The following is a 23751-nucleotide window of genomic DNA, read 5'->3' on the forward strand; positions in this document are numbered from 1 at the left end:
AGTAAATGTATGAGTTATGCAGCGAATATTGAAAGTTAAAACGGGCTCATAGAGAATGGACTGTTTCTCTTTTTCTGTTAAGTCTTTTCGCTTAAATAAACGAAACATTTATGGTTCCTGAAATTTTCTCGTCCGTATACACAATGAGTTCCTTTCCTTTTGCCTTTAATTTATTCCAATAATAATTTCCTGCAAATCTGCTTTCAAGAACTTCGGCTTCGAGACCAGTTTCTGTAATTCTGATTTCTTTGGGATAATAAGAGAATTTGGTAAGCTGGAAATCTTCAGCTTCTGCTTCCCTGAAAATATTCACTTCCCCAAATAGCTTAGCAACATAAGAGTTGTAAGGATTTCTGTAGGTTTCTTCCGGACTGTCATTCTGAATCAGTCTTCCATCCTGCAGAATAACAATCTGGTCCAGCCATGGCATGATATCCTGAAGTTCATGAGTGGAAATAATCATAGAAACGCCATGCTGTTTTACATATCTGAAAAGTCTTTCCCTCAGTTCAATTTTTCTCGGAAAATCAAGATTACTGAAGGGTTCATCTAAAATAAGAAGCTTGGGAAGTACAGACAATGCTCTGGCAATAGCCACTCTTTGCTGTTGTCCGCCGCTTAAGTATTTTGGAAGTACGTTCGCAAATTCTTGAAGCCCTACCACCTCAAGAAGCTCCGTTACAGTTTCTTTTTTTTGTTTTAAATTGATATTAGAAATAAATTTTCCTACGTTTTCAGCCACTGTAGCGTAGGGCATAAGATCAAAATTCTGCGCTACGAATTTCATTTCCGGTTCTCCCGGAACAAGATTTCCTTTCGGTCCCAAAAGCTTTGTTCCGTTAAAAATAATCTCGCCGCTTTCCCAATCCAAAAGACCATAAATCAGGTTGAGAAGAGTAGATTTTCCACATCCGCTTTCACCGGCCAGCGCTATAATTCTGTTTTCTTCAAACCTTAGGTTAAGGTTCTGAAACAGGGGATTTTCTTTGTTGTGAGAGAAAAATAAATTGTTTATTTCTAATAGCATATTACAAATGTAAGGTTTTTATGAAAACATAATTTTTTTTATTATATTAGCGGAACTAATAAAAATAAATCAAAAATGAGAAAAAAACTGTTTTCGTTAGCTATTCCTGCATTATTTATTGCTGCTGTAATGGTTTCTTGTAAAAAAGACAAACCACTTACCAGTGAAAGTAATGAGGTGACGACTACTAAAGAAGGTAGCCAGTTCACTTTGGACACGCTAAACAGTAAGGTTGAATGGAAGGGATACAAAGTATTTAAATCTGAGAATACAAGCCATTTTGGAACAATCAGGTTTGAAAGTGGAGATGTGACGGTGAAAGACGGAAAACTGGAAAGCGGAAAATTCGTTGCTGATATGAACTCTTTAACTTCTGTGGATCTGAAAGACAACCCCGAAGATTTAGGAAAATTAAATGGCCACCTGAAAAGCGGAGATTTCTTTGAAGTTGAAAAATTCCCGACAGCTTCTTATGAAATTACAAAGGTAACTCCTGCTGCAGAAGGTGATTATAATACTCTTTTGGATGGTAATTTAACCATTAAAGGAATTACAAAACCTGTTCAGTTTAAAGCTAATGTTTCGGTGAAAGAAGGAGAGGTGAGTGTAGCTACTGAGCCAAAAGATATCAAGAGAGAAGAGTTTGGAGTGAAGTTCCAGGCTCCGGCTGAAAACGGTGTGATTAAAGACGAGGTAACTCTTCAGATCAGCGTTAAAGCTTTAGAAAAGAAATAATTTTTTTATTTAAGTGAAATAAGTGATTGAAGTCTGCCTCCCGAAAAAGAGGCAGATTTTTTTTTGACGGACTTATTATTCAACTTAAAATCGTATTTTTGCAAAACATTTTGAAAGGGTAAAATAATGATAGAAAAGATAGAAGAACTACTGGTCGAAGTAAACGGCTTCACTGCTACCTCTAAGGAAGAGATTGAAAACTTCCGAATCAAGTACAATGGTAAAAAAGGGGTTCTGAATGATTTTTTTGAAAAATTTAAAGAAGTTCCTAACGATCAAAAGAAAGAATTCGGACAGAAGATCAACACTTTGAAGCAGGCAGTTGCTGTAAAACTGGAGGATTTGAAAAATGCTTCCGCATCTTCTGTTGTGGTTGAAAAAGAAGATCTTACAAGACCTGCTTTTCCATTGGAATTGGGTTCAAGACATCCGATCAACCTGGTAAAAAACAGAATTATTGAAATCTTCAAATCTATCGGTTTTGCAGTAGCAGACGGACCAGAGATTGAAGATGACTGGCATAACTTTACCGCGCTTAACCTTCCGGAATATCACCCGGCAAGAGATATGCAGGATACATTCTTCATTGAGCAGAATCCTGATATTCTTTTAAGAACGCATACTTCTTCCGTACAAACACGTTATATGGAAGAAAACCAGCCGCCTATCAGAATTTTATCTCCGGGAAGAGTATTTAGAAATGAAGCAATTTCTTCACGTTCTCACTGTATTTTCCATCAGATTGAAGGACTATATATTGATGAGAATGTAAGCTTTGCAGACCTGAAGCAAACAATCCAGTTCTTTACGACTGAGCTTTTCGGAAAATCTAAAATCAGAATGAGACCATCTTTCTTCCCTTTCACAGAGCCAAGTGCTGAAATTGATGTGTATTGGGGATTAAACTCAGAAACAGATTACAGGATCACAAAAGGTACAGGATGGCTGGAAATTATGGGATGCGGAATGGTAGACCCTGCCGTACTGAAAAATGTGAATATCGATGCTGAGAAATATTCAGGATATGCATTCGGAATGGGTATTGAAAGAATCACGATGCTTCTTTACCAGATGAGTGACATCAGAATGTTCTTCGAAAATGATATCAGAACACTTGAACAGTTCAAAACACTATAAAAAATCAAACCTCCGGAGCTCCGGAGGTTTTTTGTTTTTAATTACTGACCTAAGAAACAAAACGTAATTAAAAACTGATCTTATTGAAAAATTTACACGTGTCTGTTTCTTATGCCCATGCTTCTGTTTGAATCCGCTAGGTACTTCAATGAAGTATTGACATGATGCAGTTCTTTGCCTGCCTCTATTATAAAGACAATTTGTATTAAGAATATATTACATAAGAAATTAAAAAAAGCCTGTAAAATTTACAGGCTGTATCTTTGAAACTGACAATTATTATTTGCTGAATTTTAAAGGATATTTTACATTCTTGTAATCATCAATACTTGCTTTCAGCGCTCCTACGGCAAGTTCTGCTTTCAATAGCATAGGAAGATGGTTGGCATCATTGCTAACCCACATGGTGACTCCTTCTTTGTCTTTAAATACTCTTCCGCTTTTTACGGATGGGATAATCTTCAAACAATTGATCGTACCAAATTTTGTCTTTAAATTTTCTGTTCCTGTTACTTTCAGCTGAAAAGGAAACATTTCATCATCAATCCATACATTCATATTAATAACAGTTCCCACTTTCAGTTCATCCGGGCTTTTACTTCTTAAATAATAAAAGCAGGAAAGCATATCCTGAACACCTTTCACTGATTTTAAAACCTTTGAACCGTTGGCCGGAGTTTTTTTATCCGTTAATATTAAAGTATTATTATCGTGATTAAAAACGGTTTCAAAATGCTGGCGGTAGCTTCCTTCACGTACATTTCTGACATAAAAGCTTGGTAATCCAGTCTGTGTATTGATGAAACTTTCATATAAATCTTCTACTTTGAAGAATGCTTTTACAGCACCTGTTGTCTGACCGGTTCCTTTTACATAGAGATGAGGTATACCTTTGTAAGTGGTTTGTTTGGTAGTAAGATTGGCAGTTCCTGCATTAAGGAAACCATAGTGAATTCTAAGAGTAATGGATTCGCCATCCGCGATATTATCAATCTGGGCTGAGCCAAAAAAGAATATTAATAATGCAAAAAGGATTGAAATTTTCTTCATAACAAGACATTTACAAAAACATTGCCAAATTTAAAATCTTAAATGATAGATATTTGACAAATCTCAGGTTTTTATTTAGAATCAATTAAATATGCTTCGCATTAAAATTAGTAAATTTGCAGTTACATGTATAATTAAATTATCTTAAAGATTATGATAACCACTGATATATTGATCATAGGTGCGGGACCTACAGGACTTTTTGCAGTTTTTGAAGCTGGTTTATTAAAAATGAAGTGCCATATTATTGATGCACTTCCACAGCCGGGAGGGCAATTGGCTGAACTTTATCCTAAAAAACCTATTTTCGATATCCCTGGTTATCCTTCTGTGAATGCCGGAGAATTGGTAGATAATCTGATGGAGCAGATCAAGCAGTTCCAGCCTGGATTTACTTTAGGGGAGACAGCTGTTTCTTATACAAAAATAGACGATGAATGGTTTGAGGTGATTACCAACAAAGGAACCGTTCACAGATGTAAAGCGATTGCCATCGCAGGAGGTTTAGGAACTTTTGAACCAAGAAAACCTACGTTTGAAAATATCGCTGATTATGAAGAAAAAGGTCTTGAATATTTCGTTAAAGAACCTGAACACTTCAGAAATAAAAAAGTGGTGATTGCTGGTGGAGGAGACTCTGCATTAGACTGGAGTATTTTCCTTTCTAACGTTGCAAGTGAAGTAACTTTGATTCACAGAAGAAATGAATTCAGAGGAGCTTTGGATTCTGTAGAGAAAGTTCAGGATCTGAAAAATCAGGGGAAAATTAAATTAATTACACCTGCAGAAGTTACCGGTATTAAAGGTGACGGAAAAGTAGAAGCGATTACTGTAGAAGTAGAAGGACAGGAAGCTTATGATATTGAAACAGATTATTTCATTCCTTTATTCGGATTGACACCAAAATTGGGTGAGATTGGAAACTGGGGACTGAATATCGAGAAAAATGCAATCGTTGTAAACAATGCTCTTGATTATCAAACTAACATTGATGGTATCTACGCTATCGGGGATATCAATACATACCCTGGAAAACTGAAGTTGATCCTTTGTGGTTTCCACGAGGCTACTTTAATGTGTCAGAGTGTTTACAACAGGCTAAATCCTGGTAAAAAATTCGTTTTAAAATATACAACGGTAAGTGGTGTTGACGGATTTGACGGAAGCCGTAAAGAAGCAGAGAAGGCAGTTGTGAAAAAAATTGACTAATTTTGCAGAATTATGTCAGACGTTAATATTAAAATCACCGACAGAGAAGGGGTAACCCATGATGTCGTAGCGCCTACGGATATGTCCATGAATTTAATGGAAATTATCCGTTCCTATGAATTGGCAGAAGAAGGTACTATTGGGGTATGCGGAGGAATGGCGATGTGTGCTTCATGCCAGGTTTATGTAATCAATGATCCGGGTCTGGAACCAATGGGAGATGAAGAAGATGCCATGCTGGCTGAAGCTTTCCACGTGAAAGGCAACAGTAGATTAGGATGTCAGTTACATATTGCCGATGCCATGGAAGGGCTCGAAGTGGAAATTGCTCCTTATCCTTAGAAAATATTTTTTAATCTTAATAAAAAACCCGTTCGGATTTTCCGGACGGGTTTTTTCTTTATACCTCATCTTTGCTGATCACTTTCCAGATTGTAGGAGCCTGATAATTTCTCATTTTTTCCAGCAGATCATCAATTGAATTACTGAGGAGTACCATATCACTGTTGATTTGTTTTAAAAATCCTTTGTCCACCATGGTCTGAATAAGTTGAATCAGGTCATCATAAAATCCGTCAATGTTCAGAATTCCGATAGGTTTTTGATGAAGTCCCAGCTGTGCCCATGTGATCATCTCGAAAAACTCTTCCAACGTACCATAGCCACCGGGAAGAACGATAACCCCGTCACAGAGTTCGTTCATTTTGGTTTTTCTTTCGTGCATGGTCTCCACTATAATAAGCTCTGTCAGGTTTTTATGGGCAATTTCTTTAGACTGTAAAAACCGGGGTAAGACTCCTGTTACTTTACCTTTTTCACTTAAAGCACCATTAGCAATTGTTCCCATTAAACCGGTTTCCGAACCACCATAAACCAGTTGTATATTTTCTTTTGCTAAAGTTTGTCCCAGCAGAAATGCCTGTTCTTCATAAATTTTATCTGTGCCGAAACTTGAGCCACAGAATACGGTTATACTTTTCATTGTATTAGATTTGTTTTTTATACTATTGTTGAGATGCTTCGACAAGCTCAGCATGACGCTGCTAAAAATTATCTCTAAAAAAGCAGTTAGTATTAGAGATACCATGCTGAGCCTGTCGAAGCACTTTTATAATTAAATAAATATATTCAGACTAAAACTAAAAATATCCAAAATCTAAGACTTTGGATATTAATATAATTATTTTAATGTTCTATTTCTGAGGGATATTGGCTAAAATATCTTTCAGGAAGCTCCAGAATTTCTGAGTAGAAGGGATGTTTGCCTTCTCATCAGGAGAGTGAGCACCTCTGATGGTTGGTCCAAAGCTTACCATTTCCATTTCAGGATAGTTGGAACCGATGATTCCACATTCAAGACCAGCATGACAAGCTACTACATGAGGCTTTTCGCTGAACTTTTCAGTATAAAGTTTCTCCATCAGCTGTACAATCTCTGAACCAGGTTTTGGCTTCCATCCCGGATATGAACCGCTGAATTCAACATTCATTCCAGCCAGCTCTGCTACCGATTTCAATTGCTCTGCCACTGAATATTTCGAAGAATCTACAGAAGACCTTGTAAGGTTTAAAATCTTAAGTTCTCCGCCTTTCAGTTCTACTCTTGCTACGTTGTTGGACGCTTCTACAAGATCAGCCACATCAGGGCTCATTCTGTATACTCCGTTGTGAAGAGCCTTTAAAGTGAGGATCACTTTTTTAGAATCTGCTTCTGAAATAGCTTTGTCGGAAGACGTAGAGTTTTCAATATTGATCTGGATTCCCGGTTCTACAGCAGCAAATTCTTCTAAGATCTCTTTTTTAAGAACTGTTACATTTTCAATAAATTCCTGAGCATTTCTCACTGAAATTACAGCAACTCCTTCTCTTGGGATAGCATTTCTCAATCCTCCGCTGTCGATAGAGATCAATTCAATATTCTGATTTTCCAGTCCGGTATAAAGAAGTCTTCCTAAAATAATATTGGCATTTCCAAACCCTTTATGGATATCCATTCCGGAGTGTCCACCCTGAAGACCTTTTACTTCAAGTCTTACAATTTGTCCTTTTGAAGTTTCTGCAGCATAGGTTTGAGTGATTGTCACGTCTACACCTCCTGCACAGCCGATATCGATTTCATCATCCTCTTCCGTATCAAGATTCAATAGAATTTGTCCTGTCAATTGTCCTGGTTTTAATCCTAAAGCACCTGTCATTCCAGTCTCTTCATCAATCGTGAAAAGAGCTTCCAATGCAGGGTGTGGAATATCTGAACTTTCAAGGATAGACATGATGGTAGCTACTCCTAAACCGTTATCAGCTCCCAAAGTAGTTCCTTTTGCCTTTACCCAGTCACCGTCAATTTCCATTTTGATTCCTTCTGTTTCAAAATCGAAATTCACATCATTGTTTTTCTGGCAAACCATATCAAGGTGTGATTGAAGCACGATGGATTTACGGTTTTCCATTCCTGCCGTGGCCGGTTTCTTAATAATAACGTTTCCTACTTCATCTACCGTAGTTTCCAGTCCTAAATTTTCACCAAATCCTTTGATAAAAGCTATTACTTTTTCCTCCTTTTTTGAAGGTCTTGGAACAGCATTTAATCTGGAGAAATTTTTCCATATAATCTGCGGTTCTATATTAGATAATTCCATTGAAATTTATTTTTCTCAAATTTACGAAATAAAAAATGCTTCCGTGAGATACAGAAGCATTTTTGTAGGATTTAGCTTTATTAACATCCACACTCTCCATAGATCGGAGTGGTAAATGTAGTTCCGTCTGGTTTCTCTATAGTTAGAGTTCCTTCAAACAGTAAAGCTTCTTCGCCCTTTATTTTTTTACCTTTTACGGAAATTTTATAATCATCATTTTCTATTTCCTTGGTCAGCAATTCATCTACTTCCATATCACTTGATGAAATGAGATTCATTGCCAGTCTTTTACCGTCAAGCATCATGTATGCTGTTTTTCCGGCATCATCGGCGTAGATATATCTTTCATTTTCAAAATCAGATTTGCTGGCTGCAAAATAGCAGGAACATTCTTTGATTTCTTTTGGAAACGGAATGGTTCCCACCAGAATATTTCCTGAAGAAGGCCCAATAGAAGCAGTATCTTTAGCAATATGTAAAGAATCGGCATGAGCAGAACCTGAAACAGTTTCTTTTTCCTTTTTACAGGCTACCAATAGAAATGCGGAAAATACAATGATTACATATTTCATGTCTTTGTGGTTTAATAATTTGTTTATCCTCTTGCTCTTTCAAGAAGTGTCATCATCAATAAAGAAAGGATTACCAGGCTTTCTTCCTCATCATCAATATCGATCAGTCTGTCCAGCTGGAATCTTCTTCCAAAGAATGAAGGCATCTTTTTCAGTTTAAAATAAGCCTTTCCGTCAATTCCTGTTACCGTGTAAGATGGATTAAGGAAATACCCTGTAAACATTCCGATAATAGGAAGTTCTCCTACAAAGCTGTCCCAGAATCTTACCCATGCACTGTCTTCCTGAATTTTAAACTTAGGCTGATCATGCGCATCCAGAATATCATAACTTGCTTTCCAGATAGAACGCATTCCTTTTCTTGCCAGTCTACCGAAGTTTTTATTATCGATAAGATCATTCAAAGAATAAGAAGCATTAAAATCAATCCATTGATTCGCTCTGATTCTGAAAAGTTCCTTAGACTTGCTTTCATCATTAAAAATGATAACATCTTCTTTCAACTTGAACATTTTCTGACGAACATATGCCACATAATTTCCGTTTTTGTCAGTAATGTTGAAGTCACTTGCTAAAGTAGTGATTTTGAATTTGAAATCCAGAGGATAATTAAGATTGTTAAGTACCATGTCAGTTTATTTTTTTCATATTTAATTTAAGCCGCAAATATAAAGGTTTTTTTAGTGTTCTCAGGTATGGGAGAAATATAAAATATCATAATGGGACATTAACCTCATGGTCAATAGTCAATTTTTGCTGCGCAAAGCCAATAGTCAATAATCACTTTATACAAATTCACAAACGAAGTGAATTGACCATGCACGATTCACTATCAATTATCAACTTTAATCCTTATTTTTGTACCTATGGATTACCCTAGTAAAGTATTGGCAAAAGCAGTAGATGAGATTTCGGGATTGCCTGGGATTGGAAGAAAAACGGCTTTGAGATTAGCACTCCATTTGTTGAAGCAGCCCAATTCCAGAGCTGTAAGTCTTGGAAACTCCCTGATTAATCTTGTCAATGAAATAAAATACTGTAAAGAATGTCACAATTTTTCAGATTTTGACATTTGTGAAATATGCAGCAACGAAAAGAGAAATGGTGAACTGATTTGTATCGTTGAAGATGTACGTGATGTGATTGCGATTGAAAATACAGGAAAGTATACAGGAAAATATCTGATTCTCGGGGGGAAAATTTCTCCAATGGAAGGAGTGGGGCCAGGCCAGCTGAATATTCCAAGCATTGAAAAGAAACTGAATGACGGAAAGGTGAAGGAATTTATTTTCGCATTGAGTGCCACCATGGAAGGGGATACCACAGCTTATTATATTTATAAGAAATTTAAAAGTTTCAATGTGAATTTTTCAAGCATTGCAAGAGGAATTTCTGTGGGAGATGAATTGGAATATGCTGATGAAATTTCTTTAGGAAGATCTATTATCAACAGGCTGCCTTACAACGAAAAGGATTAATATGAAGCTGTCCGTTATTATTGTTAATTACAATGTTACCCAATTGCTCAGAAGCTGTCTCCAGTCGCTCCAAAAGTATATACAGGAAATAGATTATGAAGTGATTGTCATTGATAATGCTTCTACAGACAATTCATGGGGTGACCTTATCCCTGAGTTTCCCAATGTATACTTTATATCTTCTACAACAAATGGTGGTTTTGCAAAGGCGAATAACAAAGCTGTTCAGATGGCAAAAGGAGAGTATATTCTGCTTTTAAACCCTGATACGGAGTTGGAAGGATTTTATATGAAAGAATTGCTGGAATTTGCAAAGGCCCAGCCTTCATTCGGATGTCTGGGAGTGAGAATGCATGATGCAGAAGGTCATTTTCTTCCTGAAAGCAAACGCTCAGTTCCGGATATGTTCAACTCGTTTGAAAAACTGTTTACCAATTTTAAAAAGAACAATTCGAAATCCTATTACAGGAACGACATAGAGGAAAATGCCATTGCAGAGGTAGATGTGATCACCGGAGCATTTTTATTGGCTAAAAAAGAGGGCTATGAAAAAATAGGAGGATTGGATGAGGCTTATTTTATGTATGGAGAAGATATTGATCTCTGCTATACATTTTTAAGAAACGGATATCAAAACTTCTATTATGGGAAGGTTTCTATCCTTCACCATAAAGGAGAAAGTACAATTAAGGATGAAGTATATCTCAACAGATTTTATGGAGCCATGCAGATCTTTATTGATAAGTATTATAAAGAATCGAAGCCTGTACAGTATTCTTTTTTGAAAGCAGGATTAAAGCTTCGGCATCAGATTGAAAAGATCAAATTAAAATAAAAAAGCAACTCAATTTGAGTTGCTTTTGTTGTATGTAAGATCATATTCTTCTTATTTTGCCGGAGCTACCGGAGTAGTTGTAGTAGAAGAAGCAGGAGCTGACTGTTTAGCCGGAGCTTCTTTCTTAGCAGGTTGTTGTGCAGGAAGTGTCTGAGATGGCTTACCTGTGATAACAACGCTTAAAAGGATAAGAACGATGATAGTTCCGCCTAGAGTCCATGTTGCTTTTTCCATGAAATCATTGGTTCTCTGTACACCGAACTGTGCAGATGATGCACCTCCGAATGTACTGGAAAGGCCTCCTCCTTTTGGGTTTTGTGCCATAACGATAATTACCAATAAAACACTGGCAACCATAACAAGAACCATTAGTAGTGTAAATATAGTATCCATTAATTCTTATATCTTTTTGAATGGGCAAATTTAATCTTTTTTTACTGAATGACAAAAAAAGATGTCGCCAAATGTTGATAAAAATAAAAACGGCAACAATTGCTGCCGTTTTTTGTATAAAAATAAGGTGTTCTTATTTAAAATCCGCATCTGTAGCCTTATTGATCTCATAAGACTTTACCGTCATCGTCATGTCCATTCCCATCTGACTTACAGAGATGGTGTAAGGCATTTTAACTCCGTTTACATCTTTGTAATTAGAGAATGTTGTTGGGATGGTCATTTCCTGGCCTTTAGCTTTTACTTTTTTAGTTTCTCCGGTTTTTAATCCCGTTGCAACACTATAGTAATAGGTGGTATCTCCACCTTTAATAGCATAAGAATCTTCCCCTCCGATTTTTTCAATTCCGCCTAATTTATAATCAGCAGATTTTGCAAAACCTAATTCTTCGAAAAGTTCAGGGTTCTTTTGTTTTTCAGCAATTTCTTCCGGTGTGATATCCACTCTTTGTCCCATTTGCATCGAATAACCGGTTTTTCCATCGAAAACCTGCTTCTGAACAACCTGTCCCATTGCTGTTACAGTGGTAAGTTCCTTTCCGCCTTGTGCCTTAACGATTTTAAAATCGATGTTTTGTCCTTGCATAGACATTGAGGCATTGGTAGTATAAGAAGTGATTTTTGCCAGATTAGCTTTTCCTCCGATAGCATTGATGTATTTGTCAACTACAGAAGCTACCGTTACACTGGCATCCACTTTTTGTACAGTTGGTTTTGCAACAGGATTCGCTTCTTTATCAAAATATTTTACAGGATAACCTAATTTTTCCAATCCTTCAGAAATGTCAGATGCCTTACCAGCGATGAAAATTCTGCTTTGGTTAGGTAAAATAGTAGCTTTTACAGCATTGGAAACATCTGCAGCAGTTACTTTATCGATAGACTTTAAGTAATTGGTATAGAAATCAGCAGGAAGATCCTGAACTTTTTGGTTCAAAGCGAATCTTGCGATTGTCGCCGGCTGCTCTAAAGACATAATGAAAGATCCTTTCAGTTTAGCTTTAGCATTGGCTAATTCTTCTGGTTTTACAGTAGAAATAGCGTTAAGTTCATTCATGAATTCTTTAACAGCTTTGTCTGTCACTTCGTTTCTTACGCTTGCACTTGCAGAGAATTGTGGAGAATACTTGCTGGCAACCATACTTGAATACGCCCCATAGGTAAATCCGTTTTTCTCACGAAGATTCATGAAAAGTCTGGCTTCACCACCACCACCAAGAATATAGTTGGCAATTGTTGCAGGGAAGTAGTTGGCATCTTTCATTTTCAGAGTGTTCAGGTTGTTTAAAGAAACAACAGACTGTACTGCAGAAGGAACATCTACTACGTTGATCTCTGTTTTAGCAACATTAGAAGCTGGTTCTAACTGTGCAATAGGAGTGTTTGCTTTTTTCCAGCCATTGAAAGCTTTTTCAATCAAAGGTTTTACCTGGTCAAACTTTACGTCTCCAACAATTACTAAATAAGCATTATCCGGAGCGTAGTATTTTTTATAAACATTTTGTACGTCAGCTAACTGAATTTTATTGATAGACTCAACGGTTTCAAACTCACCTCTTGACGTATTCTTTCCATACATCAAAGCGTTAGAAACTCTTTCAGCAATAGAAGATGCATTTTTTTCTTCAGACTTTAATCCCTCGATAGCTCTTTCTTTAGAGCTCTGAATTTCTTCAGCAGAGAATTTAGGGTTAATGATTGCATCAGCCATCAAACCTAAAACTTCAGGGAAATATTTTGAAAGTGAATTGGCAGAAGCACCTCCTGAAGAGAAATTAAGGTTCGCTCCAAGGTAGTCTACTTTTTTGTTGAAATCATCTTTGCTGATATTGGTAGTTCCGTTTTCGAACTGTTCAGCCATAATTTCGCTTACTCCGGTTACTGCTCCTTCGTTGTATGGAGGTCTGTCCATAGAAAGGCTTGCACTTACTCTTGGTAATTTGTTGTTTTCAACCACCATTACTGTAAGACCGTTGCTTAGCTGGAAAGTTTTTGGCTTCGCAATGTTAATCGCAGGAGTAGGTCCCGGTTTCGGCATTGCATTAAGATCTATTTTTTGTGCTGAAACCATTCCTGTAAAGAAAAATGCTGCAGCTATATATGTTAATTGCTTTTTCATTTGTAAAAATTTAATTTTTAATAATCATGTTATCACCTAAAAGTTGAATGATTACTTTTTCTCAGGTACGTAATTGATGATTATTCTTTGGTTGGAATTAAGATACTTTTTAGCCGCATTTTGAAGATCCTGTCTGGTGATAGATCTGTAAATGTCAATTTCTTTGTTGATCAAATTCGTGTCACCCATCAATACGTGGTTGGTTGCCAATGAAGCAGCAATTCCCTGAATGCTAGAGTTCGCATTTACAAACTGGTTTTCGTATTGGTTTTGAAGTTTTTGATAATCTTCTTCAGAAATTAAAGTAGTCTGAAGCTTTTTGATTTCAGCATCAATATCTGTCTGTAAAGCCTGTTTTGTAGTCTGTCCCATCGGAATTGCGAAGAAGGCAAAAATACTGTAGTCTTCAAGTCCCTGGTTGAAAGCCGCTACCTGAAGTGCTTTTTTGTCCTGGTCTACTAATTTTTTATATAAAACTGAAGACTTACCGCTGCTTAAATAAGAAGAAAGCATATCTAAAACATACGCGTCTTTTTCTTTGTTAGCCGGAGTTCTGTACGCGAATACATACGCCGGAAGCTGGATGTTAGGATCTGTAGCAGTCACTTCTTTTTCCTGTGTGATAGGCGTTTCTTTCGGGAAATCTTTTGGATAAAGGGTTCCTTTTGGAATTGCTCCGTAGTACGTTTCAATCCATTTCTTAGTCTGCTCAGGTTTGATATCTCCTGCAACTACTAAAGTAGCATTATTAGGAACGTAATACTTTTTGTAGAACGCCTGGAACTCTTCTAATTTAGCAGAATTCAGATCTTCCATAGAACCAATTGTCGGCCAGTTATATGGGTGATTGGTAAATAAATTTTTCTGAATGGTCGTGAAAAGATTTCCATAAGGCTGGTTATCCATTCTTAATCTTTTCTCTTCTTTTACAACCTCTCTCTGTGTATCTACACCAATCTGGTTGATAACAGCGTGACGCATTCTTTCCGCTTCCATCCAAAGTCCAAGCTGTTCGTTGTTGGAAGGGAATGTTTCGTAATAATAAGTTCTGTCATTGGTGGTGTTGGCGTTGTTCTGCCCTCCGTTTGAAGAAACGATTTTAAACCAGTCTCCTCTCTTGATGTTAGGAGTTCCTTCGAATAAAAGGTGTTCAAAGAAGTGAGCAAAACCTGTTCTGCCTTTTACTTCATCTTTTGCACCTACATGGTACATTACACCTGTTGTTACAACTGGTGCCGAGTTATCCTGATGAAGAATTACGTGAAGACCATTGGGAAGGTCATACTCTTCGAATTTGATTTGCTGTGCATTCAGCATTAGCCCGAAGAAAGCTACGGCAGCAGCAGAAAGAAGTCGCTTTTTCATAAAATTTAGAAATTGTTTATCAATTAGTATGAAAAGTGAATTAAATGTTACAGAATGTGTAGAAATATATAGGTGACGGTGAATAGTGAATGGTGAATTCGCTTCGCTTGTCAATTTGTTACGGGATTCGGGTTGCGGGATTTGAGACCAAGACTAATCATTCACAATTCACTTGCGGAGCAAAATTGACCATTGACAAATACTATCTGAATACTTCAAATTCCTAACTTCTCTATGAAAGTTTGAATTCTCCTCCGAATACCTTAATTTTGTGTTCCCAAAATTTTTTTGCTGTATGGACTATTTGAAAGGACTCAACGAATCACAATATGAAGCTGTTACCTCTTTACAAGGACCTCTGATGGTACTTGCCGGAGCAGGTTCCGGGAAAACGCGTGTATTGACTATGCGTATTGCCCATTTAATACACAACGGAATAGACCCTTTCAATATCCTGGCGCTTACCTTTACCAATAAAGCAGCACGCGAGATGAAAGACCGTATTGCAAAAGTAGTTGGAGACAGCAATGCAAGAAGCCTTTGGATGGGAACATTTCACTCCGTTTTTGCAAGAATTCTGAGAATTGAAGCCCATTACCTTGGATATCCTTCCAACTTTACCATCTATGATCAGCAGGATGCTCTGAATGTGATTAAAAAAGTTCTGAAGGATATGAATATTGATGCAGATCTTTATAAACCAAAAAAAGTTCAGGCAAGAATTTCAACCTATAAGAACAACCTGATCACGGTAAAAGCTTATTTCAACAATCCTGAACTGATGGAAGCGGATGAAAAAGCGAATATGAAATTCATTGGGCAGATTTACCAGAAATATGTGGATCAGTGCTTCAGAAACGGATCTATGGATTTTGATGACCTGCTATTGAAAACCAATGAACTATTAACCCGTTTCCCGGAAGTACTGGCAAAATATCAGGACAGATTCCGATACATCATGGTTGATGAGTACCAGGATACCAACCACTCTCAGTATCTTATTGTAAAAGCTTTGGCTTCAAAATTCGAAAATATCTGTGTGGTAGGAGACGATGCACAGTCTATTTACTCTTTCCGTGGAGCGAATATCTATAACATTTTAAACTTTAAAAAAGATTATACGGATGCCAAAACAGTATCATTGGAACAGAATTACCGTTCCACACAGAATATTGTAAATGCGGCTAATGTTGTTATCGCTAAAAACCTGCAGCAGTTTAAGAAAAATGTCTTCAGTGATAATGAAGAGGGAGATAAGATCAAAATATACCGATCTCTTTCCGATGCTGATGAAGCCAATTTCGTAGCTGGAAATATCTGGGAACTTCGTAACCGGGACCAGAGAAAATACAGCGATTTTGCCATTTTATACAGAACCAACTCTCAGACGCGTGCTTTTGAAGATGCACTGAGACGTAAAAATATTCCGTACAAAGTGTATGGAGGACTTTCTTTCTACCAAAGAAAAGAAGTAAAAGACCTTATTGGATACCTTCGTCTGCTGATCAATGAAAATGATTCTGAAGCATTGATGAGGATTATCAATTATCCTGCAAGAGGAATTGGAGAAACGACACAGAATAAACTGATTGTTTTTGCTGATGCCCACAATATTGCAGTTTCAAAAGTATTGGAGAATCTTCCGATGTATGCACCGCAGCTAGGTTTGAACAACGGCGTTTTAAACAAACTGAACGATTTCTGGTCTATGATCAAGGCTTTCCAGGTATTGCTGAAAACAGAAACAGCTTACAGTGTGGCTATGGAAGTAGCAAAGCGAAGCGGATTAATCAAGTTTTTAAAAGATGATCAGACTCCGGAAGGAATTTCCAGAGTAGAAAACGTACAGGAATTGATGAACTCCATGCAGGGATTCATTGAAGAACAGATGCAGCTTGAAGACGGAGATCCTAGTCTTTCCAACTTCCTTGAAAATATTGCCCTTTCTGCAGATACTCAGGATAAAGAACTGGAAGATGATATGGTTTCTTTGATGACGATCCACCTTTCAAAAGGACTGGAATTCCCGGTGGTTCATCTGGTAGGGCTTGAAGAAAATCTGTTCCCAAGTTTTATGAGCTCAGCAACCAGAGAAGATCTTGAAGAGGAAAGGAGATTATTTTATGTGGCATTGACAAGAGCAGAAAAGCAAGCTTTCTTCTCGTATGCGGTTTCCCGTTTTCAATGGGGGAAAATTACAGATGCCGAGCCTTCAAGATTCTTAAGCGAAATTGATGATGAATATATTGAATTCCTTAATCCGGCTTTGGAAAAAAGGTTTATCAATAATTCAGGAGTGAAATCCAATATCTTTGATGAGCATCCATCTGAAATGAGATCTTTCAAAAAGGTTGAGAAAAAGACCATCGACAGAGGAGATACTTCGAAACCTGCTCCTGAAGTCAGAAAACTAAAACCGGTAAGTACTGCTAAAATTATCAATCCAAGCGGAGCTTCTTCTCAGGATATTGAAGTAGGAGATAAAGTGAGACACGACCGTTTTGGAATAGGAGAAGTTACTTTCTTAGACGGAACAGATCCTCAGAACATCAAAGCAAAAGTAGTTTTCATGCATGAAGGAGAGAAAAATCTGATCCTGAAATATGCTAAACTGACTAAGATTTAATTTCAGAATAAAAATATAAAAGAAACGGATTCAATTTTTGGATCCGTTTTTATTTTTAAATACAAAGTTCGCAATGTGATTATCTGGATCTGCTATTTTTTTTTTTCGCAAGGGCGTTTCACTTAGCAAAGATGATTTTTATTGCTGAACGGAGGTGCCGTTGCGATCGTAAAAATAATCACTAAGTAAGAATTTCTTAGCGCACATAGCGTTTTTTCAAAATTTATTTTACTGTTAACCTTCTATAAAACAATGTTTTTTTATTGAAATGTTCTTAAATTATCATAACTTTAAATAAGGGATAGAAAGAAACGATAACTATTTTTTATAAAAACAAAGTCTATCTATTTTGTAGACTAATAAATAAATTTTACATTTGCACCTTGTAAAAACATAAATGTTAATCAAATTCTAAACTATGAATAATAAGAAAACTATTCTTTCGGCCTCTGTTTTATTTTTCCTCGGTGTATTTACTTATGGACAGGAAAAAGACAGCATAAAAGCAAATAAAGACACCATAAAAACCAATACTGTAGAAGAAGTAGTCGTACTGGGTTCAAGAGCCGGTGCCAGGTCTAAAGTAGACAGTCCGGTTCCCGTAGATGTATTCAATGTAAAAGAATCTTCAATTATCCTTCCACAAACCAATATCGGACAAATTCTGAATGCGGTTGCTCCTTCATTTACTTCTACCATTCAAACGAATTCAGATGGAACAGATCACCTGGATCCTGCACAGCTGAGAGGGTTGGGTCCCGATCAGGTTTTGGTTCTGGTGAATGGAAAAAGAAGGCATACTTCAGCATTGGTGAACGTCAACGGAACACCCGGAAGAGGTACGGTAGGAACTGATTTGAATGCCATTCCTTCTTTTGCTTTAAACAGAATTGAAGTACTAAGAGACGGAGCTGCCGCACAATACGGATCCGATGCCATTGCCGGTGTTATCAATCTTGATCTGAAAAGAGATACAGGAAAACTGGCAGGACAGATCAGTTATGGAGGAAACCTTACGCCAACGGCTAATGATCATACCGGAGATTTTGACGGGCAGAATATTCAGCTGGATTTAAACTATGGGAATAAAATCGGAACCAAAGGAGGTTTCTTTAATATTACCTGGTCTTCACAATTCAGAAATCCTACCTACCGCGCCGGTACTGAAAGTGGAAAAATCTACAACGCTTATAATGCGATAGAACAACGTGCGTTGAATGACGGAGTCAATCTTTCTTCTCTTTTTACCAATATAAATAATACTCCCAATTCACAGCAGATTATTGATTATGTACATCAGTATGCTCAGGGAGTAAACTATTTTAGTGCAACTCAACTCTCTGATATACAAAATGCAAATACATTCAAAGACATTACGGATGCTTCAGGAAGTGTTATTCAGAAAGGACTTTGGTCTTTATTGAGTGCTGATGTGACAGATCAGGAACTGGCTTACAGAGGGCAGGTCAGAAAGGATTTTAATATGCAGGTAGGACAGTCTAAACTTAACAATCACCAGCTTTTTGTGAATGCTGAAATCCCTGTAAGTGACAACTGGAAAGTATATACTTTTGGAGGATACAGTTTAAGACATGGAACTTCCGGAGGATTTTACAGAAGACCGAGAGAAAGCAGAACGTTTACAGGATTATATCCAAATGGTTATCTTCCACACATCGGAACAGATATTCAGGATATCTCATTAGCAGCTGGAATTAAAGGAAAATGGGAAGGCTGGAATATTGATTTCAGTAATACATACGGACAGAATTCATTTACCTATAATATTCAGAATACAGGAAATACTTCTTTGCGTTTTGCTTCACCAAGAGAGTTTAATGCAGGAGGACTAAGATTTTCTCAAAATACCATCAATTTAGATTTCTCTAAAAAATATGATGTATGGGAAGGGATTAACGTTGCCTTCGGAGGAGAACACCGTTATGAGAATTTTAAAATTACTCAGGGAGAAGTAGCTTCCTATCAGACATATGACCAGTTTGGAAATATCTGGAACGGAGATCCAAGTCAGAGAGCCACAGACTTTTTCGGACAACCCTTGCCGGGAGGATCACAGGTATTCAACGGGTTTAAACCTGGAAATGCAGTGGATAAAAACAGACAGTCGGTAGCAGCCTATGCAGATGTGGAATTCAACTTTACCAACTGGTTGTTAGTGGATGCAGCAGCCAGATATGAAAACTATTCGGATTTCGGGTCTACATTCAATTACAAACTAGCTTCAAGAATCAAAGTGGCGCCTAATTTCAATGTGAGATTTGCAGGATCTACAGGATTCAGAGCGCCATCAATCCACCAGATTTATTATAATGTAACCTCTACATTATTTACGAATAATCAGCTTTTGGAAGTAGGAACATTCAGTAATGATTCTCAGCTTGCAGGGCTTTTGGATATGCCAAAACTGAAGCAGGAAACATCCAAATCAGCAAGTGTAGGATTTACGTACAGAATTCCTTCAGCGAGTCTTACCTTTACAGCAGACGGATATTTCACGAGAATTGACAACCGTATTATTCTTACAGACCAGTTCTTAAAAGCGAATGTTCCTCAGAAAGCACAGGAAGCTTATGATCAGTTAGGAATCAATGCAGCGCAGTTCTTTACGAATGCCATTGATACGGAAACAAAAGGAGTTGACGTTGTAATTTCACATAATGCCAGATTCTCTGGATTTAAGTTGGATAACAATTTTGCCATTAACCTTAATAAAACAAAACAGGTTGGTGATATCCATTCTGCAGGACTTCTGCAGTCTCCACAATTGGAGAAGGTATATTTCTCTGAGAAATCAAGAGTGTATCTGGAAGAAGCAGTACCGAGAGTGAAAGCCAGTCTTTCTCATACGCTTTCATGGAAGAATGCAAGTTTATATCTGAGAAATACCTATTTCGGAAAAGTAACAGGAGCCGATATTATTGATGTAAACGGAGACGGAATTATTGATTTTAATGAACACCAGCAGATCGGAGATAAGATCATTACGGATTTATCTGCTGCTTATCAGTTTACCAAAAATGTAGGATTGACTTTGGGAGTAAACAATTTGTTTGATATCTATCCGACGAAAAACCTTACTGCTTCTACCAATAATGACCAATTCATCTATTCAAGATCTACTTCACAGTTTGGGCAGAATGGAAGGTATGTTTTTGCAAGATTGAATTTCAATTTTTAAATAAAACAAATGCATAAAAAAAACAGTTCAGAAATCCTGAACTGTTTTTTCTTTATGTAATATGAATTAAACTTTTATTTTTGAACCATTAAGATGTAATAAGAGTGTACGAGTATTAAGATAAGATTCGCTTTAAGCTTAAGAATCAGAAAGATTCATCTTAACTATACTTTATTTCTTCAATCCTCCTTAATGGTTTTTCTTTAAAAAATTTGAATCTTATCTTTCTACCAGTTCTTTCACTGGTTCACCATAATGGTCAATTTCAGTTGTTTTGACTTGAAGAAGCTGATACCACTTTCTGAAAGCTCCTGCAAATACAATAAGCATCAGAACCATGGCTGTTATTGCTAAGGCTGCCAGTAAATATTGTCCTTTAGGAATATAAATGGCAGTTACCTGAATATAACCTGCCCAGAAGGTAATTCCAGCCATAAACACCCCTGGAATAGCCGAGCATAAAGCATATTTTCCTCTGTTCATTCTGATCAGCATCGTTGTACAGACAATAAGCCCGCAGGCAGCCAATAGCTGATTACTGATTCCGAATAACGGCCAGATACTGTTCACATTTCCGGTGTACACCAGATATCCCCAGGCAAAGGTGAAAAGAAGACTGCTGATAATAATTCCCGGAATCCAGTTTTTATCATTGAATTTTGGTACAACAGATCCCAGCATTTCCTGTAAAAAGAAACGTCCGACTCTTGTTCCTGCATCAATAGCAGTAAGAATAAATACCGCTTCAAACATAATGGCAAAATTATACCAATAAGCCGTCAGCTGATCCATATACGGGATTTTATTAAAGATATGGGCCATCCCCACGGCCAGAGATACAGCACCTCCGGTTCTGCCGTACAGATCAATACCTATTTTCTGTGAGTAATAATCAATATCTACTCCGTGCAAAGAAGGATGCGCTGCCAGAAATGAATCATAAGCCTCTTTGGGAGTATTGATCGCAAAATAATCACCAGGCATCAGCGTACATGCAGCAATAAGTGCCATTAATGCGACAAAACCTTCTACCAGCATGGCACCATATCCTACAAAAAGGATTTCTCTTTCTTTATTCAACATTTTTGGAGTGGTTCCCGTAGCAATCACCGCATGGAATCCGGAAATCGCTCCACACGCAATTACAATGAAAATAAAAGGAAGGACCGGCCCGCCAATAATAGGCCCACCTCCATTAACAAAAGCTGTGATAGCAGGCATCTGTATCGTAGGATGGATAACGATTACTCCTATAGCCAGCATGATAATGGTTCCGATTTTTAAATAAGTTGAAAGATAATCTCTTGGAACCAAAAGAAGCCATACCGGCAATACAGAAGCAATAAAACCATAGAGAGGAATCGCTATAGAAATCGTTTTAATATCCCAGGAAAATAAACCATTCATTGTAGGATTCTGCATCAGAGTGTGTCCACCAATAATCCCTGCAATCAGAAGAATTCCTCCCAGAATACTTGCAAACAGGACACTGTTCTTTTTATAACGCATAATCAATCCCATAATGATAGCAATAGGCATCGTAATGATTACTGTAAAAAGAGACCATGAAGCTTCGTGCATCGCGTTGATACAAGCCAAAGATAAACCTGCCAGCGTAAGAATCAAAATGAAGAGGATTGCAAAACCCGCCACCGTACCCGTTGCTTTCCCGATTTCTTTGGAAGCAATCGTGGCTAGACTTTGCCCTTTATGTCTCACTGAAGCAAAGAGCACAATCATATCATGAACACCACCTCCCAGTACGCATCCTATCAATATCCATAAAGCTCCCGGAAGATATCCGAACTGCGCAGCAAGAACAGGTCCTACCAAAGGACCAGCAGCTGCAATAGCCGCAAAATGATGCCCGAAAAGTACATTTTTATTGGTAGCCACGTAATCTTTACCGTCGGCAAATTCTACAGCAGGTGTCGTATTTCCGTCATTGAGCCTGAGAACTTTATTGGCAATGAAAATACCATAAAAGCGGTAAGCTATCGCAAAAAGAAGAACAGATACAAAGATGAGCGTAAGTGCGTTGATATTGTTTAAAGATTCCATATTCTTTATTTTTGTTGATGAAAAATTAAATTATTGGTGCTTTTGTTGTTAATAATTTAAACAATAGCCAAGGTAATTAATTCTCAATGAAAAATATCAATATGTATATCAATCTAGCAAATTTATTATATTTGTATGTGTTAATGTTTTGATTTATAGTTATTTGAATTGTATTTTGATGAGAGTATGTATATTACTTCTTCTGTGAAAGAATGAATTCCACCATCTGATCCGTAATTTGATCCAGATAAGCTTTATCAGTGGTGCCAAAGCCATGGACTCCGCCATCAACGACGATCAATGAGTTCTGTATTTTAGCTCTGTTTAATTTTCTGTGAAGCTTTTTAGACTGGCTTAAAGGGACAATTTTATCATTATTCCCCTGAACAATCAAAGTTGGAACTCCTCCGGAAACAAAATAGGCAGGGGAAATCGTTTTAAGATAGTCAATAGCACTGTCCTGATTTTTTCTGATATCAAACCCGGAAATTCCTTTGACAAGATTTTCCTGTAAACCGACAATTTTTTTGGACATTAATCCAATGAGTGCTACCGGGATTGTGCCTAATTTGGTGTGGAAAAGTTTGTTGAGGTCTGCAGGGCCATAGTGATCAATCACATAATTCACCTTAGCCGAATAAGAGGAAAGTTCCGGATTACCCAGATAAGTATTGTCTGGTGTATAGGCTGCCATCAGAGAAAGATGAGCTCCGGCAGAAGCCCCGAATAACCCGATATTATTGGGGTCGAAATGATATTTCTCTGCATTTTTTCTTACCCACCTTATGGCATCTTTGGTGTCTTCCAGAGGCAAAGGAAAATGAATGCTGTCACTTAAAAGCGTATAATTAATACTGATCACCGCATATTGTTTGTCTATCAGTTTTTTTACAGTCGTTTCAAGATAATTATCTGCATTTACCACTTTGTCACCTTCTACCCATCCGCCTCCATGAACGTAGATCAATACCGGAAGCTTTTCAGTGGTGGCATTCTTGGGAGTATAGAGATCAAGAGCGAGAGGTTTCCCCTTTTTGTTTGTTTTGTAGACGATATATTCGGAAACTGATGCAATTTCAGGAAGTAATGTACTTTTTATAGCAGAAGCTTTGTTTGGTCTTAACGGTAATTCTTGTGAAAAAAATAAATTAGAAAATCCTATAATTAAAACAAAAAACAGGTTTGTGAAAAACCTGTAGATTGATATGTTGTTTGTAGATAAATTCATAATAAATTTTTAAGAAAAGTG

General features: G+C 37.2%; 19 protein-coding genes. 8 read left to right on the forward strand and 11 right to left on the reverse strand.

The window, feature by feature from the left end; all coding sequences use genetic code 11:
- Positions 1 to 91: 91 nt before the first annotated feature.
- Positions 92 to 1027 (reverse strand): sulfate/molybdate ABC transporter ATP-binding protein, encoded by a 936-nt coding sequence (locus tag RHP76_RS20145; protein ID WP_120233511.1) that lies wholly within the window; start codon positions 1025 to 1027, stop codon positions 92 to 94.
- A 75-nt stretch (positions 1028 to 1102) separates the two neighbouring features.
- Here RHP76_RS20145 and RHP76_RS20150 point away from each other — a divergent pair, with 75 nt between their 5' ends.
- Positions 1103 to 1762, forward strand: coding sequence for a YceI family protein (locus RHP76_RS20150; RefSeq protein ID WP_062675401.1), 660 nt, complete (start codon positions 1103 to 1105; stop codon positions 1760 to 1762).
- A 126-nt stretch (positions 1763 to 1888) separates the two neighbouring features.
- The gene (gene pheS, locus RHP76_RS20155; protein WP_062675400.1) at positions 1889 to 2899 is read left to right on the forward strand and encodes a phenylalanine--tRNA ligase subunit alpha; all 1011 of its coding nucleotides are present in this window, start codon (positions 1889 to 1891) and stop codon (positions 2897 to 2899) included.
- 279 nt (positions 2900 to 3178) lie between these two features.
- On the opposite strand, the gene RHP76_RS20160 is transcribed toward pheS, so the two are convergent.
- Positions 3179 to 3949 carry a DUF3108 domain-containing protein gene (locus tag RHP76_RS20160; RefSeq protein ID WP_062675399.1) on the reverse strand — a complete coding sequence of 257 codons (771 nt, stop codon included), beginning with the start codon at positions 3947 to 3949 and terminating at the stop codon, positions 3179 to 3181.
- A gap of 153 nt (positions 3950 to 4102) precedes the next feature.
- Here RHP76_RS20160 and RHP76_RS20165 point away from each other — a divergent pair, with 153 nt between their 5' ends.
- Positions 4103 to 5158: an NAD(P)/FAD-dependent oxidoreductase gene (locus RHP76_RS20165; protein ID WP_062675398.1), complete on the forward strand. Its 1056-nt coding sequence runs from the start codon at positions 4103 to 4105 to the stop codon at positions 5156 to 5158.
- A 12-nt stretch (positions 5159 to 5170) separates the two neighbouring features.
- Entirely contained in the window at positions 5171 to 5500 is a 330-nt protein-coding gene (locus RHP76_RS20170; protein ID WP_311228890.1) for a 2Fe-2S iron-sulfur cluster-binding family protein, read from the forward strand.
- A gap of 58 nt (positions 5501 to 5558) precedes the next feature.
- Here the strand turns inward: RHP76_RS20170 and RHP76_RS20175 are convergent, their stop codons facing one another.
- From RHP76_RS20175 to RHP76_RS20190, 4 genes are all read right to left on the reverse strand, one after another.
- The gene (locus tag RHP76_RS20175) at positions 5559 to 6140 is read right to left on the reverse strand and encodes an LOG family protein (protein WP_062675656.1); all 582 of its coding nucleotides are present in this window, start codon (positions 6138 to 6140) and stop codon (positions 5559 to 5561) included.
- A gap of 211 nt (positions 6141 to 6351) precedes the next feature.
- Positions 6352 to 7794 carry an aminoacyl-histidine dipeptidase gene (locus RHP76_RS20180; protein WP_311228891.1) on the reverse strand — a complete coding sequence of 481 codons (1443 nt, stop codon included), beginning with the start codon at positions 7792 to 7794 and terminating at the stop codon, positions 6352 to 6354.
- An 80-nt stretch (positions 7795 to 7874) separates the two neighbouring features.
- Positions 7875 to 8366 (reverse strand): hypothetical protein, encoded by a 492-nt coding sequence (locus RHP76_RS20185; protein WP_277694153.1) that lies wholly within the window; start codon positions 8364 to 8366, stop codon positions 7875 to 7877.
- A 23-nt stretch (positions 8367 to 8389) separates the two neighbouring features.
- The gene (locus tag RHP76_RS20190; protein WP_062675394.1) at positions 8390 to 8995 is read right to left on the reverse strand and encodes an LURP-one-related/scramblase family protein; all 606 of its coding nucleotides are present in this window, start codon (positions 8993 to 8995) and stop codon (positions 8390 to 8392) included.
- 237 nt (positions 8996 to 9232) lie between these two features.
- Between RHP76_RS20190 and recR the strand changes: the two genes are divergently transcribed.
- Together recR and RHP76_RS20200 are read left to right on the forward strand one after the other, a co-directional pair.
- The gene (recR, locus tag RHP76_RS20195; RefSeq protein WP_034697032.1) at positions 9233 to 9844 is read left to right on the forward strand and encodes a recombination mediator RecR; all 612 of its coding nucleotides are present in this window, start codon (positions 9233 to 9235) and stop codon (positions 9842 to 9844) included.
- On the forward strand, positions 9840 to 10679 hold the full coding sequence (locus tag RHP76_RS20200) for a glycosyltransferase family 2 protein (protein ID WP_311230270.1): 840 nt from the start codon (positions 9840 to 9842) through the stop codon (positions 10677 to 10679). Before recR ends, RHP76_RS20200 begins: the two co-directional genes overlap by 5 nt.
- A gap of 51 nt (positions 10680 to 10730) precedes the next feature.
- On the opposite strand, the gene secG is transcribed toward RHP76_RS20200, so the two are convergent.
- The 3 genes from secG to RHP76_RS20215 form a co-directional block, all read right to left on the reverse strand.
- Positions 10731 to 11072, reverse strand: a complete 342-nt coding sequence (gene secG, locus RHP76_RS20205; RefSeq protein ID WP_062675391.1) for a preprotein translocase subunit SecG — start codon at positions 11070 to 11072, stop codon at positions 10731 to 10733.
- Between the two features lie 133 nt (positions 11073 to 11205).
- Positions 11206 to 13251 carry a M16 family metallopeptidase gene (locus RHP76_RS20210; protein WP_062675390.1) on the reverse strand — a complete coding sequence of 682 codons (2046 nt, stop codon included), beginning with the start codon at positions 13249 to 13251 and terminating at the stop codon, positions 11206 to 11208.
- A gap of 51 nt (positions 13252 to 13302) precedes the next feature.
- Entirely contained in the window at positions 13303 to 14616 is a 1314-nt protein-coding gene (locus RHP76_RS20215; RefSeq protein WP_288442666.1) for a M16 family metallopeptidase, read from the reverse strand.
- Between the two features lie 295 nt (positions 14617 to 14911).
- On the opposite strand from RHP76_RS20215, the gene RHP76_RS20220 reads away from it, so the two are divergent.
- Positions 14912 to 17242 (forward strand): ATP-dependent helicase, encoded by a 2331-nt coding sequence (locus tag RHP76_RS20220; RefSeq protein WP_120233524.1) that lies wholly within the window; start codon positions 14912 to 14914, stop codon positions 17240 to 17242.
- A 418-nt stretch (positions 17243 to 17660) separates the two neighbouring features.
- The gene (locus RHP76_RS20225; protein ID WP_311228892.1) at positions 17661 to 20441 is read left to right on the forward strand and encodes a TonB-dependent receptor plug domain-containing protein; all 2781 of its coding nucleotides are present in this window, start codon (positions 17661 to 17663) and stop codon (positions 20439 to 20441) included.
- Positions 20442 to 20660: 219 nt separating this feature from the next.
- On the opposite strand, the gene RHP76_RS20230 is transcribed toward RHP76_RS20225, so the two are convergent.
- Together RHP76_RS20230 and RHP76_RS20235 are read right to left on the reverse strand one after the other, a co-directional pair.
- Positions 20661 to 22502, reverse strand: coding sequence for a carbon starvation CstA family protein (locus tag RHP76_RS20230; protein ID WP_311228893.1), 1842 nt, complete (start codon positions 22500 to 22502; stop codon positions 20661 to 20663).
- Between the two features lie 193 nt (positions 22503 to 22695).
- A complete protein-coding gene (locus RHP76_RS20235) occupies positions 22696 to 23730 on the reverse strand; it encodes an alpha/beta hydrolase fold domain-containing protein (protein WP_311228894.1) in 1035 nt (344 codons plus the stop codon).
- Between the last annotated feature and the right edge of the window lie 21 nt (positions 23731 to 23751).

This window comes from Chryseobacterium sp. SG20098 (assembly GCF_031844745.1).
Lineage (GTDB): Bacteria > Bacteroidota > Bacteroidia > Flavobacteriales > Weeksellaceae > Chryseobacterium > Chryseobacterium cucumeris.